This is a genomic window from Campylobacter concisus (genome assembly GCF_003048615.2).
In the GTDB taxonomy this organism is placed as follows: domain Bacteria; phylum Campylobacterota; class Campylobacteria; order Campylobacterales; family Campylobacteraceae; genus Campylobacter_A; species Campylobacter_A concisus_C.
In genome coordinates this window covers 1,787,671-1,810,126 of record NZ_CP049263.1, presented here as the reverse complement: position 1 = coordinate 1,810,126, position 22,456 = coordinate 1,787,671, and the positions used below count along the sequence as shown (strand labels likewise).

The 22,456-nt window shown below is 33.7% G+C and carries 19 protein-coding genes; 1 reads left to right on the top strand and 18 read right to left on the bottom strand.

Annotated features, from left to right (window positions below; genetic code table 11):
• Window positions 1–18 precede the first annotated feature (18 nt).
• Window positions 19–246, top strand: a complete 228-nt coding sequence (locus tag CVS89_RS08990) for a hypothetical protein (RefSeq protein WP_004318043.1) — start codon at window positions 19–21, stop codon at window positions 244–246.
• 129 nt (window positions 247–375) lie between these two features.
• On the opposite strand, the gene aqpZ is transcribed toward CVS89_RS08990, so the two are convergent.
• The 18 genes from aqpZ to icmH form a co-directional block, all read right to left on the bottom strand.
• Window positions 376–1,083, bottom strand: a complete 708-nt coding sequence (gene aqpZ, locus CVS89_RS08985) for an aquaporin Z (protein WP_103597902.1) — start codon at window positions 1,081–1,083, stop codon at window positions 376–378.
• A gap of 156 nt (window positions 1,084–1,239) precedes the next feature.
• Window positions 1,240–1,842 carry a hypothetical protein gene (locus CVS89_RS08980; protein WP_107847929.1) on the bottom strand — a complete coding sequence of 201 codons (603 nt, stop codon included), beginning with the start codon at window positions 1,840–1,842 and terminating at the stop codon, window positions 1,240–1,242.
• Entirely contained in the window at window positions 1,839–5,168 is a 3,330-nt protein-coding gene (locus tag CVS89_RS08975) for an N-acetylmuramidase domain-containing protein (protein ID WP_107847928.1), read from the bottom strand. The genes CVS89_RS08980 and CVS89_RS08975 overlap by 4 nt, the downstream gene beginning before the upstream one ends.
• The gene (locus tag CVS89_RS08970) at window positions 5,165–5,665 is read right to left on the bottom strand and encodes a hypothetical protein (protein WP_107847927.1); all 501 of its coding nucleotides are present in this window, start codon (window positions 5,663–5,665) and stop codon (window positions 5,165–5,167) included. The genes CVS89_RS08975 and CVS89_RS08970 overlap by 4 nt, the downstream gene beginning before the upstream one ends.
• Before the next feature lie 18 nt (window positions 5,666–5,683).
• Window positions 5,684–8,536 (bottom strand): type VI secretion system Vgr family protein, encoded by a 2,853-nt coding sequence (locus CVS89_RS08965; RefSeq protein ID WP_196376811.1) that lies wholly within the window; start codon window positions 8,534–8,536, stop codon window positions 5,684–5,686.
• The gene (locus CVS89_RS08960; protein ID WP_232523972.1) at window positions 8,533–9,072 is read right to left on the bottom strand and encodes a hypothetical protein; all 540 of its coding nucleotides are present in this window, start codon (window positions 9,070–9,072) and stop codon (window positions 8,533–8,535) included. Before CVS89_RS08960 ends, CVS89_RS08965 begins: the two co-directional genes overlap by 4 nt.
• Window positions 9,069–9,632, bottom strand: a complete 564-nt coding sequence (locus tag CVS89_RS08955; protein WP_232523971.1) for a hypothetical protein — start codon at window positions 9,630–9,632, stop codon at window positions 9,069–9,071. Before CVS89_RS08955 ends, CVS89_RS08960 begins: the two co-directional genes overlap by 4 nt.
• On the bottom strand, window positions 9,629–10,120 hold the full coding sequence (locus tag CVS89_RS08950) for a hypothetical protein (RefSeq protein ID WP_233091253.1): 492 nt from the start codon (window positions 10,118–10,120) through the stop codon (window positions 9,629–9,631). Before CVS89_RS08950 ends, CVS89_RS08955 begins: the two co-directional genes overlap by 4 nt.
• A gap of 182 nt (window positions 10,121–10,302) precedes the next feature.
• On the bottom strand, window positions 10,303–10,824 hold the full coding sequence (locus tag CVS89_RS08945) for an Hcp family type VI secretion system effector (protein WP_107847925.1): 522 nt from the start codon (window positions 10,822–10,824) through the stop codon (window positions 10,303–10,305).
• A 64-nt stretch (window positions 10,825–10,888) separates the two neighbouring features.
• Window positions 10,889–11,806: a hypothetical protein gene (locus tag CVS89_RS08940; RefSeq protein WP_107847924.1), complete on the bottom strand. Its 918-nt coding sequence runs from the start codon at window positions 11,804–11,806 to the stop codon at window positions 10,889–10,891.
• Window positions 11,807–11,815: 9 nt separating this feature from the next.
• Complete coding sequence (gene tssM / locus CVS89_RS08935) at window positions 11,816–15,304, bottom strand: type VI secretion system membrane subunit TssM (protein ID WP_107847923.1); 3,489 nt, start codon at window positions 15,302–15,304, stop codon at window positions 11,816–11,818.
• 77 nt (window positions 15,305–15,381) lie between these two features.
• Window positions 15,382–16,278 (bottom strand): type VI secretion system baseplate subunit TssG, encoded by an 897-nt coding sequence (locus tag CVS89_RS08930; RefSeq protein ID WP_103558246.1) that lies wholly within the window; start codon window positions 16,276–16,278, stop codon window positions 15,382–15,384.
• A complete protein-coding gene (gene tssF / locus CVS89_RS08925; RefSeq protein ID WP_107847922.1) occupies window positions 16,275–17,993 on the bottom strand; it encodes a type VI secretion system baseplate subunit TssF in 1,719 nt (572 codons plus the stop codon). Before tssF ends, CVS89_RS08930 begins: the two co-directional genes overlap by 4 nt.
• A complete protein-coding gene (locus CVS89_RS08920; RefSeq protein WP_012001091.1) occupies window positions 17,993–18,382 on the bottom strand; it encodes a hypothetical protein in 390 nt (129 codons plus the stop codon). The genes tssF and CVS89_RS08920 overlap by 1 nt, the downstream gene beginning before the upstream one ends.
• Before the next feature lie 8 nt (window positions 18,383–18,390).
• A complete protein-coding gene (gene tssC / locus CVS89_RS08915) occupies window positions 18,391–19,839 on the bottom strand; it encodes a type VI secretion system contractile sheath large subunit (RefSeq protein ID WP_021086376.1) in 1,449 nt (482 codons plus the stop codon).
• Between the two features lie 2 nt (window positions 19,840–19,841).
• Window positions 19,842–20,327, bottom strand: coding sequence for a type VI secretion system contractile sheath small subunit (tssB, locus tag CVS89_RS08910; protein ID WP_012001089.1), 486 nt, complete (start codon window positions 20,325–20,327; stop codon window positions 19,842–19,844).
• Window positions 20,328–20,407: 80 nt separating this feature from the next.
• Complete coding sequence (locus CVS89_RS08905; protein ID WP_107847921.1) at window positions 20,408–21,691, bottom strand: type VI secretion system domain-containing protein; 1,284 nt, start codon at window positions 21,689–21,691, stop codon at window positions 20,408–20,410.
• Window positions 21,692–22,456 (bottom strand): type IVB secretion system protein IcmH/DotU, encoded by a 765-nt coding sequence (gene icmH, locus CVS89_RS08900; protein WP_107847920.1) that lies wholly within the window; start codon window positions 22,454–22,456, stop codon window positions 21,692–21,694.

The following is a 22,456-nucleotide window of genomic DNA, read 5'->3' as shown; positions in this document are numbered from 1 at the left end:
CAAAAAGGAGAAAAGTTGATGACTAAGATTTTAAATTTTTTATTTTCTTGGGGATTTTTTGTTTTTGCTATCGCTCTTGGCGTAGCATTATGGTTTGCGATAAATTACGTGGATACTATTAGGCTTGAGTCAAGCTTTTATGATATCGGCGAGATATTTATGATGGCAGCTGTCTTTGGTATCGTTTTTTACCTTATCGCAGCGATATTTGTTATACCTATTAGGGCGATGACAAAAAAGGCCTAAATCCTCTTTTCATCTAAGAATTAAATTTCTTAGATGACCCCTCAAAAATATCTTATAAATTTCTTTTTACTTATTTAAATTTGAAAGAGTAGAAAGGGCGAAGATCGCCCCTTGAAGCATAAAATTTGATTATTTTGCGCTTTTGCAGCCGCATGTGCAGCCTAAAATCCTATAAATGATAGCTCCGATGATAGCTCCAACGATAGGCGCAACCCAGAAAAGCCAAAGCTGCTCTAGTGCCCAAGTGCCTTGAAATATCGCAACGCCAGTTGAGCGAGCTGGATTAACCGATGTGTTTGTGATAGGTATCGAGATAAGGTGGATAAGTGTCAAACCAAGGCCAATAGCGATCGGTGCAAAGCCCTTTGGTGCACGCTCATCAGTAGCACCTAGGATAATGATAAGGAAAAACGCAGTTAGAACTATCTCTGCAACAAGTGCTGAGACTAGATTGTAGCCATTTGGTGAGTGCTCGCCGTATCCGTTGCTAGCAAAACCGCTTGCAGTAGCGTCAAATCCAGCCTTGCCTGAAGCGATAAGATATAGCACAGCAGCAGCTGCGATCGCTCCGATAACTTGTGCGATGACGTAAGGCACGAAGTCTTTTTTATCAAATCTTCCGCCTACTAATAGGCCAACTGAGACAGCAGGGTTGAAGTGTCCGCCACTGATGTGACCAACTGCGTAAGCCATCGTAAGAACTGTAAGACCAAAAGCAAACGCAACACCTACAAATCCGATACCAAGCTCTGGAAAAGCTGCTGCAAATATCGCGCTACCGCAACCTCCAAAAACTAACCAAAATGTGCCAAAAAACTCAGCTAAATATCTCTTCATTTTCTCCCTTTTAGGTAAATTAAAAGGGGCGATTTTAGCAAAAATGTGTGACATTACAAAATATTGTAAAGATAAAGTTTTCTTGCGGTTTTTGGTTAAATTTAGAGTGCTTTACAAAGCAATACCCTAAATTAAAAATTTAACATCTCTGTTGCGTCAATAATATATTTTCTCATTATATTTTGGCACGATAAGTTGGTTTTCTCCAAGTTTTATTTTATTCATATCTATTTGGTTATTATTTTTTACATCAAACGCAAAATTTTTTATGTTTTTGCATTTGCTTACCTCTTTTGTTAAGCACTCTACCTTATATATGGCTTTCTTTGTTAGTAGGTTATAGTCTAAGCTTTGATCTCTTACATTTTTATCTAGCATATCTACAGTAACGCCTATTAATTTCCAAATTTTATCTTTTAAATCAAGTCTGTATTTGTGGATATAGCTCCACTCAAATCTACCGCCACCGCCACTATGATTTATTGTGATCACTCTATTTTTTATCTCCAAACCTTCAAAAGGATCTCCCATGGCACCACCTTCATCAGAATTCATTATTACATTACTAAATTCTTGCCATTTTATCCATTTATTTTCACTATCTTTTTTGAAAATTTGCAAAACTCTATGCAAGTCACTATCTTGCCAAACCACTACCCTTTCATCCACACTATCACCATCTAGATCACCAAAAGCTTCTGAAATTTCAGAAGCAAATAAAAATGAGCCTAGTAAAACTGTTATATAAACTATTTTCATTTAGATGCCTTAAACTGATTATAATATCTCTTAATATTGTTTGCGTATTCTGGGTTTTTCTCTTTCCATTTAGGGCCATTATATAGTGTCGCTATTTCTTCCCAGTTCTTGCTCTTCAATGCATTAACCATACCGTTCGTTTTTTTAAGATATAAAACAAAATACTTGAATTGTTGCAATTCACACATATTCATAGCTTTTTCTAACTCCCTAGGTGATGAATATAAATTAGCATAGTGAAATCCCATGACTTGAAATTTTCCCCACGAACACGATTGAATAGCACAGTCATAATCTATACTTTTTGCAGTTTTAAGTTTATCGTATGATGTCATATCATTATGACCACCACTATCTTCATTTACGATACTTGGATATTTTTTAGATAGTGCATCTACGCTGGCTTTAGTATTACCTTTTTTAATAAGAAGCCTATACATCTTATGTCTTTCAAATAAAATAGTGGCTTGTTTTACTGCTTTAAACGAAGCATGTTTAGACTCTTGGCTTGCTATTGCCATTAATACTTCTTTTTCAATACCTAGTTCTTTGGCAGTTGTTGCATAGTCATTATCGTTTATATTACAACCATTTCCACCACAGCTCTTTTTAACTAAGCCTTGACTTAAACAAAAACAAACGTCATCTTCAATTATTTCAATACTAACAGATTCTCCGTCTTCTAGTTTAACTTTTTGTTTTATTTCGTTAAATTTAGAAATAAATTTACTTTTATTTTCATTGTTTATTAGATTTATTCCGCCTTTATTACCCGATATTATACTTTTGGTCTTACTATCAGCTACATAAATTTCAAAAGACACTCTACTGGACTTACCATTAATACTTATTACTTGATAAGCAGGATCTTTTAGCTTATAATCCTTAAAGATGCCTATATTTTGACTATTTATGCTTGAACTTATGTAATATTTTCCACCAGAGTTAGTTGATTTTTTTGTCTCATTGATCTCGCAACTAAATTTATCTGATAAGCTTGCGTCAAAGCCTAAATTCTTGTCAGTATGGCCAAATTCATATATATAAAGTTTGCTGTTTTCATATTTAAGCTTTATAGGCACTTTAAAATCAATTTTTCCGTGTGTTTTTCCATATCTTGTTGTATATCTTGGAGCTTTCAAACATGCAAAAAACACAATAGTGCTATCATCTTCTTTTAGTTTTTCGAGTAGCTCTTGATCTTTTATATCCGTTTGCGGGGTGAAGTTTATCTCTTTGCCTTTAAATTTCTCGCCTTCTAGTTTTATGTCGTTTATTACTATATTTGCTCTTACTTCACCATTGTATTCATCTTTTTTGATTATCTTATAAGACCAGTTTATTTCTTTATAGTTATCGTCTCCCTTGTTTGGCTTATATTTTGCCTTTAGGTTTATTGTATCTTTTGTGGTTATTGTTGTTCTATCTTTTTTGTTTGGGATGTCTATTGTCACATTGAATATATTATTTGCTATATCAATGAGTGATGTTTTTAGCTCGTATGTAGCTTGTCCGCTTTGTTTCTGATTGGCTTCAAGCGATACGACACCGTTATCGCTCATGCTGTGGATTTCACTAGTAGAGTAGTCCTTGCTTAGATCACGAGCGGCAAGTATAAATTTTGTAGTCTTTTTAAATGCTCCTTGATTTTTGTCTGAGATCAAATTGATATTAAATTTGGCCGTATATGAGTTTTTCTCTAACTCATCATCGTTGGTAGTTTCATTTTTCTTAAGATAATATGATTTGTATACCCTCTTATCTTCTCCGTTGTGCAAATATATCTCTTTTATGTCAGTGCTATTTTGATTTTCATCAGTGATTATTAAATTTGTCACTACTAGATTAAAATTTCCATTATTGGTAGTAGGGACACTGCTGTTGTTGCTTGCTAATTTAAGCTTTATATCAAACATTGACGAAGCCTTATCACTTCTTAAAGAGCCATTTTCTTTGGCAAAATTTAGTAGGTTAAAATTTAGATTATCAAAGAAATTTAATACTATTTTATTTGCGCTATTGTAGGAATATTTTTTGTCTTGTGATATAAAATTTCCAACTTCATCTTTATAAAGTATAGTTTCTTTACTTGTAAAAGGGTTTATAAATTTTATATTACTAGCGTTGTAATTTGTTTTGTATGAGTTAAATTTATAGTTGGTTAGTATTAGTCTACTTTCGCTGCTATTGCCTGATGGATTGAGATTAGAACAATCTAAATAGTTTCCACTTGCTAAAATAATAGTTAGCCTTGTATTTTTTGGTTGATATGGTGCTGTTGGCTGAGCAGATTGATGAGGATATATTAGTAAAATTTCTTCTTTTTTACCTTCTTTAAATTCTGAGTTTTTCTCGCGTTCTTGTAGTGCTTTATTTATAGCTGATATATTGTTAGTACCATCACTTTTTAAGTATACAACATATATATTTTTATTATCAAATGTAGTATTGATAACTTCTTTTAGAAGAGAGTGGAGCTTATCCACAAATGGAGCAAGAGTAGCATTGATTTTATTATATTTAAATGAAAAGTAGTTTTTAAGCTTCCTACTTTCGGCATCCGCTTTAAAATCTGTGATATTTTTTTCGGTAAAATTTCTTCCTTCATATGCTCGTATATATTTAGCTATTGTTTGATCATTGTATTTTGATATATTCATGTGATTAAAAATATTTATTATCGCCTCAAAATCGTCTTTATATTTAAGGTCAAAAATATCCGATTCCCATAACCTTCTTTTGGTTAGGCCATTTAACTCTTTGCCTCCTTGAGTATTTATGGTATAACGCAAATGAAACCATATTAAAAATCTATCTCTTTGCGATACAGCTTTCATAAGATCTGAGCCATAGTGATTGTACGCTCTTGAGACTAGTGCTAGTCTTTCGTAGGATTTTGGAATGTCACTATTGACTTTATTTTCATAAGTACTAAGAGTTAAAGAGTATAGTTTATATGCATTATCTCTTGTCTTTAGATTAAGACTTAAATTGGATAAAGAATTAAATTTCCTCAAAGCCATTGATGTGGTTATAGTGCCATTTTTATAGTTTCTCAAAATCGAAAGTTCTTCTTTTGTTAGTTGCCATCCATTTCCAAAAACACCTTGGTACAACTTTGTGATTTCGCTTGTAGCATTTTTTTTTAAATCTAGTCCATGCCCGATAGCAATACTTCCACTGTCAGCATTTTTGGAGTTATCTGCATATGGCTTTAAATAACGACCAGACTTAACTAGCTCAGAATCTGGATGTACTTCAATATTGCACATAAATGCACTCAGTCGCTTACCGTACTCATCGTCGCTTAAATCTCTAAAAATCATTTCTTTTCATCCTTTATAAATTCTCCGTCCCAATACGGATCAGTTCCTTCTCCACAACCATAATCTATAAGTATATTTGCGCACTCATTTGCATTTATTTCTGGATTAGTAAATTTAAAGCCTTTATCGGTCTTTATGATATTTGCACTGCATTTTTTGCTTTTATCATTTGTTGCTAATTTTAAAACCGCTTCTTTAGAAGAAAGAATTTGCAAATTCATCGCTTTATCCTCAACTTCTATCAGACAAATATTTGCACCTTCGCTATCTTCATCTCCTTTAACACCATATGTACGGTAGCTTTCAAACCTAACATTACAAATATTGTTTTTACACATCGATATATTCAAATCCTGAATATGCCCACGATAATTTTTTTCATCTAGCATAATCTGATCTTCAAACGAGTAATTTCCTACCCACTCTTTTGATTTAGAATTTTCATTATCCGAGTATAAATTTACGATTAAAAATAGTATAAAAAATACATTCTTCATATTATTCTCCAGTTATTTTTACAGTGCCTTGATATCTCCGCCGATGACTCTTAGTCCCATGCTATCAAATATCGCTTTTATGCCACCAACTTCTATCACGACACTTGCGCCATTTATGGTTACTTTGGTGCTGCCAACTTGATGGATGATCTCATTTTTAGCATTGACCTCGTATGTCGTCTCGATCTCGCTATACTTAGAGTCTGCCATCTCGGTGTGCTGCGCAGCTGTTTTTGTTGTGAAATTTGACTTAGCATTTATGTCGATGTAGTTGTTTGCCTGAAGCACGATGTGCTCGTTACTAAACTCATTTATACCTTTTTGTGAATTTAGCTTGTAACTACCATCTATGTTTTGCTCTTTGGTGCCTTTTATCTCTTTAGTTTCGTCGTTGTGTATGGTTGTGTTGAGGTTTGATTTTATCTCGACAAATTTATCATTGCCGACAAACTCATGCCTATCTTGGCCAACTCTAGTTGTATCATCAACAGCTACATTTAGTGTGTTTGAGACACCTACTACTGTATCCTTTGAAAGTCCAACCGTCGTTAGATATTCGCCTCCGACATTTACGTTTTTAGCAAGATCTATCGTTTGGATGTGCGCTTTTTTGACCCTTTCGGTGTAGCTACCATGCACTTGAGAGCTTTTGTCGTTTAGGATCGTTTGAGAAAAGTCGTTATTTACTAGCTCGTCGTAGTCTTTCTCTGCTTTTACATAAATTTGCTCTTTGTTTTTTAAGTTTGACAAAGTGATCTCGTTTATGCCAGTCTCGTTTGCACCGATCGTTTTTGAGCTAAGCGATGTTTGATGGTAGTTGTTATCTACATTTACTAGTGGCATATTTGAGGCATTATAGAGGCTACCACTTACCACTGGGTTGTCTATGTCGTTTTGCAAAAATGAGATGATTACCTCATCGCCGACCCTAGGTATCGCAAAGAAGCCGGAGCTGTTGCTAGCTATCGGCGTGATCACTCTTAGATAGGCACTTTTATGATAGCTTGCGTTTATGGTGTCGTCTTTATCTATCTGCTCTTGTGTGCTAAAGGCATTTAGTCTTACCTTTACCCTGCCGTAGCTATCCGTATGGATGGTGTTTGTTTGGCTATTTAGCCCATCTTGTCCTACAACAAGACCTAGAGTGATGTCAGGCGCTTTTGGCTTTTGCTTGTAGCTTGGTACAAATTTCACACTGCTTGGGATGATGCTTAGCTCATTTGTATATGAGCTTATAAATTTCTTATCTTTTAAGGGGACATTGTCGCCTAAATTTAGGGTATTTTCTAAAACACTTTCGTCTATATAAGTGTGTTTTATAGCTATTATTTTAAACTCATATTCGCCGCTGCTTTGATCTATGGCGACTGAGATATTGTCATTTAAATTTAGAGCAAAGACATTTGAGCTAGCGATAAATTCTTTCAATAGCATATCACTTCTTAACTTTTTAAGATATGTGCTGACTTCAAGCAACCTCGTATCACTAAATGAATACTCATCTAAATTTATATGCTTATCATAGATATTTACCTGCTCGTCAAATATCTTCTCATTTTTACTCTCTAGCACGTTTGGATAGGCTGTGTTTTGAAATGAGTGGGTAAAGCTGTTTGCTTTTAGAGTTTCGCTCTTTGTGATTTTATTTATGTGTTCGCTTGCAAGATTATTATTTAAATTTACATTAAAGCTTACTTTTCTAGCCTCTTTTCCTTTACTAGGTTCGCTTTGTGTTAGGACTTCAGCTTGGTTACTATAAGCTAAGATAAAGGTATCGTGAAAGTAAATTTTCTCATTATCTTCGTAAAAATATATACCGCTATCATGGCAAAGTCTTGTTATAAAGGCCAGGTCGCTTTCGTTGTACTGCGCTATAAATTCTTTTTTATTGTAGCTATTTTTGATATTTGAGAAGTCTAGCTCTTTAGTTAGCCTTTGCTTGTTAAAAGACAAAATTTCTTTTACCACTTCAAGCACGCTTTGGTCTGTGTAAATTCTATTTGCTCTATTGATACTTAGTCTATATAGCGAAGATGTGAGTTTAAATTTGAAGAAGTATTTTTTATCTATATTTGTGCTGCTATCGTCATCAACGCCTAGATACTCGACATCGCTTACTATGCCGCTAAAGTAGATATAGTCGCTGCCATTATTGCTTGGGATGATACTCTTGTTTGTAGAAGACGGTCTTTTTATGCTTAGCTTCATGCCTTTATCAAGGTACCTATATATGCCAGTTTGAGCGTTATCATTATAAATGCTCTCTAAATTTTCATAAAGCGGATTTTTGACTAAATTTATATAGGCAAAGCACTCTATGCTAAATATATCTTCTAAACTCTCATTTATATCAGCCCTTGTGACTATAAATTTATCGTTTGCTATCTGAAGAGTCGAGAAGGCATCGTTAGATACGCCGTAGTCTACAAAGCCGTCTGTTGCCACTGAGTTACCAGATGCCAGCATGACTGGCTTAGTTAGTGATGATGTTGGTGATGTTATGTTTTTGTCCATTTGTTGCTCTTTCAATCTTTTTTCGTTTTCTTCTTCTCTAAGTTTTTTAAAGTATTTCTTTTCTGGTTCTTTAATATTATAAAATCTATTAACTTCTTCTTCTATGCCACCACGTTCAGCTTCTTTGTTTATTTTTTCTTTAAGATTGGCATCTTTATCTATATAATTTTTGGCGGCATCTGCATTTCCTTTAAAAATCTCTCCAACAATTGGTATTTTTGAGAAAGGATAAGTAAAGACATCAATAGCATTTTGTGAGTTAGTAAATTTATTATTTTCTTCATCAAAATTTTTTAATTCTGTATTATCATTTTTTATATCAAGTTTCTTTTTGCTAGTGTTAAAAAAATCCATCATCTTTTCTCACTTTCCAAAAGCTTATCTAAATCTTTTTCATCTCCTACTATCTTTAATATAACCCTCAAATAACCATAATAATAAGGATCTTGCCCATGATCTAATAGTTTTTTAATTAATTTAAATTTCTCTTCTTTAAATTCTTTATATTTCGGTGTTTTTATAAATTCTAATAGCTCAGGGCTTGCTTTTTTGTCTTTTATGCCATCGCTATTTTCTCTAAAAAAGACTAGGAATTCTGTTGCTATAATTGCAGTTAGCCATTTATCTGGCGTAATACCTTTATTCAAAAGTAAGTCAAACGTTTTAGTCTTATTATTTTCATAAGCAGCATCTAGTAAATTGGAGCCATCATTAGCGAAACTTGGGACTATATTAGTATCACACCCAAGCTCATCTATGTAATATTCTATACATTTAGCAGTATTTTCATCGGTTGTATTTTTGTCAAATACCACAGCAAACATATTTAAACAATTTGCTTCATGCGAATATAAAGATGTTATGAGAAATATGATTATAGCTAATTGCTTCATTGTGCTAATTCCTTTTTATTCCCATTATTTAATAAATTCTCTAAATCTTTTTCATCATTTATGAGCATTAATATATTTTTTAAGAAGCCATAATCTTTTGGATCTTGCCCATGATCTAATAGTTTTTTGATTAGTTTAAATTTCTCTTCTTTAAATTCTTTATATTTTTGAGTTTTTATAAATTCTAGTAGCTTAGGGCTTGCTTTTTTGTTGTCTATACCTACACCATTTTCTCTAAAGAAAAATGCAAAGTCAAATCCTATAGATGTAGCTAATTGCATATTTGGCTTAGCACCATTATCTAAAAGCAGATCGAAAGTCTCATTTTTTTTATAATCATGTGCAAATTCGAGCAAATCATATGTTCTATTAGAAAGCTTTTTATTTTTTAAAGCTATATCTGTCGTGCATCCATATTTTTTAATATATTTCTCAATATATTTTCTTGTATCATTGTCGCTTATATTTTTATCAGCTACTATGTTAAACATATCAGCACAATTTATTGCATGTGAATATAAAGATGTTATGAGAAATATGATTATTGCCAATTGCTTCATTGCACTAATTCCTTTTGAGTTCTATTCTTTAATAAATTATCTAAATCTTCTTCATCATTTACAAGCGTTAATACTTTATGTAAAAGGATATAGCCTTTTGGATCTTGTCCATGTTCTAGGAGTTTTTTGATTAGCTTAAATTTTTCTTCTTTAAATTCTTTATATTTTTTAGTTTTTATAAATTCTAATAGCTCAGGGCTTAGTGACTGCCCTTCTAACTTAACCCCATTTTCTTCAAAAAAAAGCAAAAAGTCTAATCCTATTGAGCCAGCCAACCATGCATTAGGTACTGCGCCTTTTTCTAAAAGTTTGTCAATGCTTTTTGGTTTATTTGCACTATAAGCAAATTCTAATAAGCTAGCTTTCATCGTTAAATTTGGTAAATTTATACCAGCATTAGCATTACATCCGAGATCATCTATGTAGTATTTTATATACTTAGCCGTTTCAATATCGCTTAAATTTTTATTATAAATGAGCCCAAACATATCCGTACAATTTGCTTCATGTGAATATAAAGATGTTATGAGAAATATGACTATAACTAGGTGTTTCATATCGCATTTCACATATCATGTTAATTTAAAAGATAAAGATAAAAAGGGCTCATCTGTGTCCTTCTAGCTAGAAGATGATTTTATCAACCCTAGGGGTAACCCCTAGGTTGGTTTTAAGCTTTTTTAGTAGCTTCTCTCCAGTCGTCGCTTCCGCTTGTGCCTGCAGCTACGTGTTCCCAAACTATCTTTCTATAGTTCATTGAAACTTTGAAAAGCTCTGTTTTGTCGCTGTTTAGCTTGTCTTGAGCATTTGGACTTACTAGAGTGATATCTGTTATAGTTGCATCTTCTAGTTTTGTAGTGAAGAAGTGCTCAGCGCCACCGCTAGTTGATGTTCTGTACCAGTGGACCTCAACCTCTGGAAGTCTCTCGCCTTGAGTTAATGCGTTGTAAAGAAGTGGAACAGCTTTATTTAAAGATGTTGTAAAGCTAAATGGCTTATGTACTCTTTGTCCTGATGGTTGGCCACTTTGTGGATCTACTGGAACAGTTACGATGTGTGAAACCTCTTGTGCCATGATCTCATCTTCGTGACCTGACTGATAGCGATTGCCTATGCTAGCTTCTGTTGAAGCACCACTTGAAATAAGTCCTTGAGTAGAACCTTTCACTTTAATATACACTGGTTGTGACATATTTACTCCTATTAAAAAATTTGGTTATTTTAACTTTTATTAACTTTCTATTTTATTAAAAACATTACTTTTTTAACATATAGCTTTCAAGTGCTTTATGTAATAAATAATTAAACGCCTCTTTATCTTCTCTGGTGCTTTTTGTTACAGCACCAGAGAGATATTTGAAAAACGAATTATTCTCGACTATATCGTACATTTGGCTATATAGCTCCTTGCAAATAAGCTTAAGCAAAACAGCATTAACAAGTGTCGTGTTGTCGCTTAGAGGCAGCGTTTTTATAATAGTTTCCATATCTTTTGTATTTAATGTCCTGCTCTGCTCGCTTATAGGGCTCATGTTTGGCTGCACTTTTATGCTCTCAACCAAATTCATCAAAAGCTCATCCATGCTCTTTGCTGTTAGCATCCTTTGACTATTTATATCTTCTCCATCGAAATTTTGAGCGCTCTCATTTAAATTTAAAGGCACATCATTAACATTTTCATTTAAAGTGATATCTTTTTCTTCATCTATGAGAGAATTTATCTTTGGCTCTTCTTTAAAATCAACATTTGAGATTTTCCCAACTGGCTCAAATTCTTTATTATCAAGCTCATCAAAATTTTTGGTATTTTCTATGATCTTGTGAGCTTTGCCGACATATTCGTCTATCCTAGAAGGATCTATAAATATAAATTTAAGCTCTCCTATCCTAAAAATATCTCCTGGATTTATCACACTTTCATAATCATCAGGTAACTTCGAATAAGAATCACTATAAAATATCTCGCATCCTTCGTATCCACAAATGGTAAAAACACCCTCTTCAAAGCCTATATGAGCGTGCTTTGAAGCTATAGAGCCACTTGTATCGCTACACGGAAATTTAACCGTATCTAGCGAGCCTATGTCTCCACCGTTTTCATCAAAAATGACATACTGTGCCAAAAAGCTCGAAGCTTTATCGAAATTTTGTATAACCGCTGCTATTTCTTGCATATTTTTTCCTTAATAAAGCATCTTTCTTGGTAAATCAATAGTTGGTATGATATTCATAAGCTCTAAAAGCTCTCCGCCATTTGGAGTAACTTCAAAGCCAAAATATGACTCTTTTTTACCATCAAAGTTAAGCGTGCTAACGCCAATGCTACTGAAATTCGAAGCCTTTAAGAGCTTGTACCAGCCCCACTCACCATCAAAGCTGATCTCTTTTTTATCACTGCCTGCATTTGAAACTGCATTAAATTTAAACTGTGTTGAGATATCAAAGCTTTTACTTGAAACAAGTAAATTTGATGGGATCGTATGATCATACGCCAAAGAGTTATTTCCGTAGCCTATATTTATATGGCTGAAATTTGCCGATAGATCAACCGCTTTTAAGTTATAGTTTAGTTTTAGCTCGTCATTTGAATCAAGCATCAAATTTGAAATTCTATCGATATAAGCGATATTTTCAAGGAAACTTTTATTAAATCTTAGCTCTTTTGCATATTTTGGTCTTACTTTGTAGCCACTGCCAGTTTTGCTTAAAATTTGTTTTAGATATTTATCATAAAAGCTATTCCAAGTTCCGTCTTTGCCAAAAAATCTCTTAAATTCTTCGATACTAACGGCTTTTGCTGAGCTTTCATTAAATGGATAATAAGGTTTTATAAGGCTTTCAAAGTCATCAAGAACATCATCTTTATAAGCTGTTGCTAAAAGCGATGAAGCTCCGTTTTCTACCTGTTTCCAAGCAAGTTTTGATAGCTTTTGATAGTACTCATTTAGCTCATCTGGAAGCTTTTTAGCGTCATTGTTTAGCACGATAAACGGATCGTTTTCATTTTTTATGCCATTTATCGCATAAACGATCTTATCGTCACTGCTTTGAAGCATCTCAAAGTTATAGTCACTAACTTTTTTATAGACATTTGTGACGTCATTGCTGATAAGATCTAGCGATCCGTCAGAATTTAGCGCATGATAGTTTGTAAATTTAGTGCTAAAGTCTGTAAATACACGTTTTATCTCGCTTGAAGCAAACCCTAGAGAGTAGATGTATTTTAGTAAATTTTCATCATTTAAATTTGTATTTTGATTGGTTAGTTTTATAAGAGAATTTAGTGGGTTTTCTCTTTTTGACAAAATTTCAAGCTCATCTATGACCTCTTTTTTAGTAGCAAATTCATTTGGCTCGATTGCTCTTAAAATTTGGTTCCATTTATCAGCATAGTTTTGCAAGTAAAGCTCTACAACTGCGATGCTTAGCTCTTTTTTCTCATTTGAGCTGATATCTTTTAAAGATGAGTTGGTATCCATCAGCCATGACTCGATGCCTGCAGTCTCATCGATGTTTGAGCTAAGTTTTGCCAAGAAGTCTCTTAAATTTTCTTTTGTATAAATTTTATTAAATGGATTAAACGCCTCTTTTTCTTGAACTACTTGGTTTAAATTTTCAACCTCTTTTTTGATGTCATAGAATGATTTTTCATCTTTAAATGAGATAAACTCAAGTATCGAGTAGAGCCTTTTTGCTCTTTGAACAGGTGTTAGTTTAGTATTTGCAGCACTTTGGGCGCTCTGATCTGCTGAAATGCTTAAATTTTTAGCATTTAAAATGGCTTCGATGTGCGCTAAAAACTCATTTTTAGCAACACCATATTTTTCAAATTTATCCCAGTTTGCAGCTATCCAAATTTTAAATAGATCTACGTTTGTATAGTTTTTATCAAAAAGTGAATCATACATATAAAAGGCTTTTATAAGCTTATCTGGGTCACTCTCTGTTTTTAGGATATTTTCCATCTCAGTTAAAACTGTATTTTTGAAAAAATCAGCGCTAAGATCGTAATAAAGCGCTTTAACAGGCGCAAAACCTTTATAAGAGGTATCAAGAGTGATGTACTCAAATTTAGTATCACCGCTAAAGATCCTTGGATAGTCGTTTAGACTTTGTTTTAGCAGATTTAAAAGCTCGATCTTTTGTGTAGCGGTAAGATCTTTATACTTTTTACTATCAAGATAGTTAGAAATTTTATCTACATTGTTAGCCGCAATTTGCTCTTTTGTATTTTTGATATTTAAAATATAACTAGAGCCAAAATAAACCCCAACACAAAGTGCAGCCACTAGAGCGAAATTTACAAATTTAATAAATCTATTTTGAGCGCCAAATTTCGTTACATTTGCTTTAAAAGCGATCTCTTTTAAAAATGATTTTACAAAATAGCTTTGTTTGCTGTAATTATTTACCGCTCTAAGAAGTGGTTTTTTGATGCTATATTTATCACAAATTGTATTTGTAAGGTAATTTATAGGGATGTTTTCTTGATATGCACTTACAAAATAAACTCCATTTATAACAGATGTGTTTTTAAGATCATTTTGAGAGCTTAGCTTTGTAACAAAGTCTTTTACAAGCACGAAGAAATTTTCAAGCTGTTTTAAGAACAAATATGAGCGTTTTTTATCTTCTAGCATGTGCGAGATCGAGTTTTTGCTCATTAGGTGTTTAAATAGTGAGTCGCTTAAGCCCTTAAGCTCTGTCTCAAGTGTTTGAGCAGTGAAATTTGAGTCTAAATTTATACCAAGAGCTTTATTTGCCACGTCCTCATTAAATAATTTAAAATAATCACCCATACCATCTATAAGGTCAAGCTTGCTAAAGACCACGTAGATAGGAAATTTAATGCCAAGGTGCTTCTCGCAGTCATTTATCCTCTTTACCATATATCTTATAAGCTCATCAAAATACTCTTGAGTGCCTTCTAAGAATTTTTTAGTATCTATGATAAGTACGGCGCCACTTAGTCTTGAGTTAAAGTCATTTCTCTTTAAAAAGTGTAAAAACTCGTTCCAAACGCCTTTTTTAAGTAGATAGTCTCTGTTTTTCTCTACATCATCTTCAGGAAGCTCCTCTGTTGCAGTTGGCTGATAGAGGCTCTCTTGCGCAAAGTGAATGCCCTCAGTATCTAATAGTGCTCCAAATTTTGATACATAAAGGTTAAAATTTGTCGTACTTTGGTGTATCTTTTTATAAGTATCCAGGCTATCAGATAGAGGAAATTCGATATTTGAATAGTTTATAAAAGCACTTTTGCCAGCGCCCTCGTTGCCTATTATCATTATTAATGGCAATTTTTTGAAATTTATATCTTTTTTCCAAGTCGTTTTGGCGTCTTTTAGCGAAAGTAAGAAATTTCTCTTTGCCTTGCCAAAGCTATCCATTGACTCTTTTTTTATCTCTTTTAGTTTGTCGTTTTTCTCATCTTTGCGCGATGCAAAATAGTTCATCAGCGGTCTGAGCAAAACAAAAAACAATATAACTGCCCAAAAAGCAACTAGCACGCTAACTCGTGAGCTAACACTAGCAAAGCTGTATATATCGTTAAATGCTACAAGCGGGGCATAGAGCCAAAACAAAACACTAAGTGCGATAGAAGTTACTAAAACAACACTGTGTTTAAACCTAAAAAATGTGAAAAATCTGCGTAAGTAGTCGATAAATGCCATAGCTGCAAATCCTTTTACAAATAAATATATTTCTTTTATGTAATTATATCAGATTTTTTTGATTTTGGAGTTAAATTTTATGAACAAAGTCTAAATTTTATAAAATTTGACATTTTTTTATCATTTTTAAGCCTTGAACCAAAGCCAATTTGACTACTTGTATATTTTGACCCGAGCTTAAACTGCATTTTGTGAGAGTAATTTATCTTCAAATATAAATCAGAAACAAATTCATCATTAGTAAAATAAGAAAGAGTCTCTTGAAGCTCTTTAAATTTATCTTTTTTTGGGAAGAAATTCACAGCCTCTTCGTACTCTATGCCGTTTATAAATACTGCGATCTTGGTTTGTTTTTCAAAAAGCTTTTTGCCAAGGATGAAATTTTTACCAAGTGTCCTATTTTTATGGCCTAAAGAGTTTAAATTTGATGGTGCTATGAAAATTTGGTTTGGTAAATTTTCAAGTATAAAAAGCTTATCTTTTAGTCCAAAGTGGCTCTGAAGCGCAAATTCAACCTCTTTTTTTGGCCTTCTTTGGCTAACTGCGAGTGGCGAAAATGGCAGAAATTTCTTTGCCAGCTGCTTTTCTTTTATATTAAGCATATCAAGCAAGATCTTTGAAATTTTATCATCAAGCTCATCTTCAAAAGATCTTGCGTAATTTTTCAGACTAATGCTGTCAAAAAATAGCCAAAGCAAGTAGTTGTCAAAAAAATCAAAAAATAGTTCATAGCTATTGTCATTAGTCTTTGAAATTTTCTCTAAAATGTAGCTTGTTAGGTGCGAGCCGCTTCCTAAAAGACCCATAAAATTTACAATTATCTTTGTAAGCTCCTGCTCATCTAAGCTCTCGAGCTCTTTGATCGGGTAGGCAAAACTCGAGCTGTTTTTTAAAAATATCTCGCTCCTATCCCTATCTTTTAGGATGTTTTTTATAAGCTTAAAAAAAGAAGCTTGGCTTATCTCTTCGCTCATACTAGCTCTTTCGTGCCGCTTAAAAACCCATAATCAAATAAAATTTTACTCTTTACGCACTTTATCTTAAGCTCGCAAAATGAGTTAATAGAAGCAAATTTTGATAAAAACTTAGCCAAATTTATACCTAAAACATAGACATTTCCAAGACTTTCAAATTCGCTCTCATCTATATAAAATATACATAGCACTCCTCTTTTTGCAAAGCCGCCATCGACCCTGTGGATCTGTTTTGTTTTTATCTCATGAAGCGAGCTAGAAAATTTCTTCAAAAACTCATCATCAGGTAGCATAAAGGCATTAAGCAGTGCCAAAAAAGAGCCCTTGTTTAGTATGCTTTGATAGCTAAATGACAAGATACTAACTAGCCTCCAGAGTAAATTTCCATCTACATTTACACGTTTTACGCTAGTTGGGATAGTTAAATTTTTGGTCACTACGCCTTGGTGATTTTGGATTTTGTTTATCTCGCCAAGTTTTAGACTAGTTGGCAGGTCGCCGTTGCAACAAAGCGTCTCGATGCTCACGGTCTGCTCTTTAGCGTCATTTTTAAAAAATGAAATTTCTTTGTAAGAGTTTAGCTTCATATCTATTTTGTTACTTACAAAGTAATAATCCTTTGATCTTTGGCTATTTAGAAACTCAAACCTCTCAAAGCTTTTGTAGTTTTTAAGTATCCTTTTTTCATTATTGCTGCTGTGAGCGACGACCTTTGTGATAGAGACTATCTCGTAAGCGTTTATGTTTGAGCGGTCTATGAAAATTCTATACTCGCTTCGTTTGTTGTTATTTTGTATAGGCTCAGCGCCTTTGGCAAACAAATTTATCGCTGGTGTGGCAAAGAGAGAGAAGTACTCTAGCCTTGGCACATAACCATTTGGCATATCTTTTGAAAAGACAAATTTGATGTTAAAGCTTTTTGCGTCAAATCTTTTTAAAAAACCAAGTCCGTTTATACGGATGAAATTTAGTTTAGATGAAAAATACGAAAGCTCTTTTATAAGCTCAAATGCCTCAAAACCAAACTCATCGCTATTTATCAAAGCTTCATCAAATTCGTCTAAGCTAAGCTTATCAGCTCCAAGTTTTATCTCCTCATCGCTATCTTCAAAGCTTATTACTATAAATTTCAAGTAGTTTTTTAGCCACATCAAAAGAGTTGAAGAGAAGTATATGTTATCGCCAAGATATAAATTTAAAAAGTCTATATCAAGCTCTTTGGCGCTAAGTTCATCTTTGGTGATAGATATGTTTAAATTTAAAAGATAGTCACTTTTGTTGTTTAACATGAAAGCTTTTGATATCTTTAATGGAAGCAAATTTACATCATATATCGTCTGGAATTTACAAGCTACACCGTTTATTGGCTTTGACTCTATGATGCTGCCTTTTGGTATAAATTCTTTTTTTTCTGAAAAGTCATCTCTTAGAGCAAATTCTTGCATGCAAACCGAGGGAAAAGGATTTGTGTAGCTTGGCATTAAGATATTTATCAAAGACTCGGCTATTAATGGGATATTTTCATCTAGCTCTTGTCTAATCCTTGATGTCAAAATAGCCATATTTTCTATGATACTCTCAACATCAGGATCTTTGCTCTTAGTATCTAAAAATGGTGCAACCTTTGGGAAATTCTTTATAAAAAGTGCTCTTGTTTCATCAAGATACGCCATCTCTTTTTGAAAATAAGCTAAATTATTTTCATTATAATCCATTATAAAATCTCACAATATCTATTGTTTTTAAAAATAACCTTTAGCAAATACTCTTTGAAATTGTCGTTTTTATGCTTATAGTTTATGTTAAAGATGATACGCCAAGGCTTTAGCGAGTCATCATAGCCGATAGAAGTTATCTCTATTCTATTTTCGTTTGAGGTGATTAGTTCATATATCGCCATGCCAAGTCTATGGCCAAGCTCGTTTATCTCGACCCCGACCGACCAAAGATCGATGATACTATCATTTAAACGGCCGTAGTTTCCAAGCCTTGAGTTTAAGATAGTATCGATGTGATCTTTGATGTCGCTGTCTAGATCTTTGAAGTAGGGACGAAATTTTGACTCATCACTAAATTCATATAAAATTTTATCTATCAGCGACATACTTAAATTTACTCTTTATCCAGCTTACCAACCAAAGAAAGCTCGAAATTTGCCCCCATAAATTTAAAGTGAGGTCTAGCTAGAAGCTCTATCTTGTACCAGCCTGGCTCGCCAGCTATATCGCTAACGATAACTTTTGCGCTTCTAAATGGCCTTCTGCTTCTTACATCAGCTGGTGGATTTTCTTGGTCTGAGATGTACTGTCTTAGCCACTCATTTAAGCCACGTTCAACGTCACTGCGCTCTTTCCAAGTACCGATCTCTTCTCTTTGAAGTACTTTTAGATAGTGAGCCAAACGAGAGATCAAAAATACATATGGAAGCTGTGTGCCAAGTCTGAAATTTGTCTCGGCAGCTTTGCCTTCTGGAGTATTTGGGAAAACTTTAGGTTTTAGCACTGAGTTTGCAGAGAAAAATGCTGCGTTGTTGCTATCACGTCTTAGCGTAAGTGTGATAAAGCCATTTTCTGCAAGCTCAAATTCTCTTCTATCTGTGATCAAAACTTCGGTTGGAATTTTTGTCTGAACGCTTCCGTAGTTTTCATAAGTGTAAGTTGGTAGGTCTTTTACAGCACCACCACCTTTTGGCCCGATGATATTTCCGCACCATCTATAGTCCGCAAAACTCTCTGTAAGTCTTGTAGCAAACGCATAAGCGCCGTTGCCCCATAGCATATCATCGTGCTTATCAACGCTTTCGCGGTAGTTAAAGCTTTTTATAGGGTTATCTTCTGGGATATATGGAGATCTAGTAAGAAATCTATTTACCATACAACCTGTATATTTTGCATCTTCGTTCTCTCTAAAAGTTCTCCATCTTGTGTATTGAGGACCTTCAAGTAGGCTCTTTAGATCTTTTATGTTTTCAAGTTCGCCAAAGTTATCAAGTCCAAAGAATTTAGAAGATAGCGAAGTTAGAAGCGGAGAGTGGCTCATCGCTGCAATTGATGACATTTTGTTTAAGAAAGTCATGTCTTGATTTGACTTATCTAGCTCGTAGTCAGCAACTATCGCGCCAACTGGCTCACCACCAAATTGACCATATTCAGCTGAGTAAATTTGCTTATAAAGTGTGCTTTGAGTTATATCTAGATTGTTTTCAAAGTCATCTAAAATTTCTTCTTTTGTAGCGTCTAAAAGGTCGATCTTTACGTTTTCGTTGAAATTTGTTCTCTCAACCAAAAATCTAATGCCACGCCAAGTAGACTCTAGCTCTTGGAAAGATTTGTTGTGTAAAATTTCATCCATCTGAGCTGATAAAAGCGTGTCTATATGAGCTATCATCTCATCAAGTGCAAGCTTGTTTATCTTCTCTTCAGCATTGTTTGTTGTGATGATATTTGAGATAAACTCGGCAACTCCTTGCTTTACTACGCTATAACTTTCATCATCTTTTGTATATTTGCTCCTTTGCATTATGCTTTCAATGATAGGAGTTTTTACTTTAGTTTCAGACATTTTTATTCCTTATCTTTTTCGTCTTTAAGCTCTAAAAGAAGCTGTTTTCTACTATCTTCATCCTTAATAGCCTCTAAAACCGCTTTTCTAAAATCAGGCATATTGCCCATAGGTCCTTTTAACGCAACTAAAGCTTTTCTAAGCTGCAATAGCTTTTTTAGCTCAGGGACTTGGTTGATGATATTGTCTGGATTGAAGTCTTGAATGCTTTCAAAATTTAGATCGATATTTAGATCTTCGCTACCAGAATTTAGTCTATTTTTCACTGAAAATTCAGTATGAATGTCTAAACTTTTCATAACTTGATCGAAATTTATCTTATTTATAGAGACAACTTCGCGATCTTCAAGTGGAGTTTGGTTTTCACCAGTTAAATTTGAAACTACCATCAGCTTTAATGGAAGCTCAACGTCTGCTTCTTGGTTGTTTGTTTTGGTTCTATAAACAATGTTTATACGTTCTTTTGGTGGGATTGAATTCTCTGCCATAATAACATCCTTTTTTTGAGTAAATGATTTAAGAATTATAATTAAATAAAATTAAAGAAGTTTTAAAAAAACATATTTTATCACAAAAATGTTTTTGCCTTTATATAAATATCTGACAAATAATCCTTAAGCTCGGTGTTTTCTATAAATTTAACTATTTGCGAATATACAACTTTTGCGTTGTTGTCCATGCCTTGGCTTGTAAAAATTTTGGAAAGCTCTAACAAAAAGCTAAGCTCACTTTGCGAATTTGTTGTATATTTGCTTCTATCAAGGGCTTTTATCAGCTCTTCAAAGCTCATATCTTTTTTCATTTCATCACTAGAGATAAAATTTGTACTCTCTTTTTTACTAAAAAATTTAGCACTCTCTTCGCTGAAAAATGCCTCTTCACTTTGAAATTTAAGCTTTTTCATATCTGAAAATTTTTCTATGAAATTTAAAGTCATATTAGAAACTAGTTCGCTTTGCTCGCTTAGTCCAGATGATCTTAAAAACTCACAAAATATCCTAACGCCATCTATCCAAAATGGATTAAGAGCTAAATTTCTTATAAATTTCTCTAAATTACCAAGGTTTGCTTCTTTCATATTTTTAAAAAGTAAGATCAAATTTTCATCAGGATAGCGTATCTGCGTCACTTGCTCGCTGCTAACTGGCAAAGCCTTGATCCTGCCCCACATCGCCTCAAAAATAAGCGAGTAAGCGGTCAAATTTTTTATATCATTTTTTAAAAGCGAGATGGATAAATTTACAAAATACTCCCTAAACTCTCTATCGCTAAATGTGCTAATATCACTACTGCCAAAAGAGACACTTTGTGAGTAGCTTGGTTCTGCCTTTTGCGGCTGCTGCTTTGGCTCCTCTACTCTTTGAGCTTGCTCATTTTTCTCTTCTATATAAAGCGTGTCAAAGTGCGTGCTAAGCTCACGTGAGAGCTCAGGCACAAGCTCATTAAAAGCTCTTGCGTCCGCTTCGTCTAAATTTATACCGTCCCTATGAGCTTGCGTAAAAAGCTCTATCGTTTGGGCAAATATCTTTTTTTTAGCAGGCACTTGCTTTTCATTTTTTGCTAATAAATTTGGCTCTTGTTTTATAGTAGTTAGGAAAAATGAAAAAGCACTGATTAATCTTTTAAAAGCGTCTTTGTCGTTTAAATTTATAGCAGAGATCGCTAAGAAATTCAAAAGCTTTACATCGAGGCTAAATTCGCTTAATGCCTTTAAAGACGAGCTATAAACAAAGTCCCATTTTATCGTATCATGAGTCAAAGTCTTATACTTTGACATCTCGTCTATAAGGCTGATGTAGAGTTCTTTTTCTGAAAAGTTTTCGTTAAATTTGTTGAAAAACTTATCTTGCACTTACTTTTTGTCCATAAAATTTTCTATCTTATTATTTAAGACACTGTCGTTTTTAACGTTGTTTTGATCCATCGAGTAGGTGCTATATAAAAACGCAGCTGCAATCGCTATAAGCGCTATAAGGATAAAATAAAATTTCAAATGTCTTAGTGAAAATATCTCAAAAAAGCTTCTCTTTTTAGTTTTTAAATAGCTCTTTTCAAATACATTTTCATCAGCCTTTATAAGTGGCGAAACGGCTGAGGCTATATTTTCACAAAGGTATGAAATTTTCTCATTGCAATCTTCCTGCGCTTCGTACTTGCCCTTGTAGCCAAGCACCAAACAAGCGTAGATAAACTCTAAAAAGTCCTTGTTTTTGCCAACGTTTTCAAACCATTTATCCATGATGCCAAAGAATTTGTTGCCACCTAAATTTTCGTTGAAAAATCTTGTTGTTAAGGTGTTGTTCGCCCAAAAACTGTTCATAAAAATTTCATTTTTAAGCAAGCTCTCATCGATGAAAACGCAAAGGCAATATCTAAGCCTAATGATGTCATCCTCTTCATAAATGCCCAAATTTGAGATCTTTGAAGTGGTGCTTAATATATCATTTATCAGCTTTTCACGTAAATTTTGCATCTCACTTTGTGAAAAATTTTGCAGTTTTGATACTCTGTTTGCCAAAAGAAGTAGTGGTAGCACATGATCTAGGGCAGGATTTGCGCCAAGTCCTAGAAGCTTTGTCTGGCTTAAAACTGAAATGTCATTTTGATTTTCACTCAT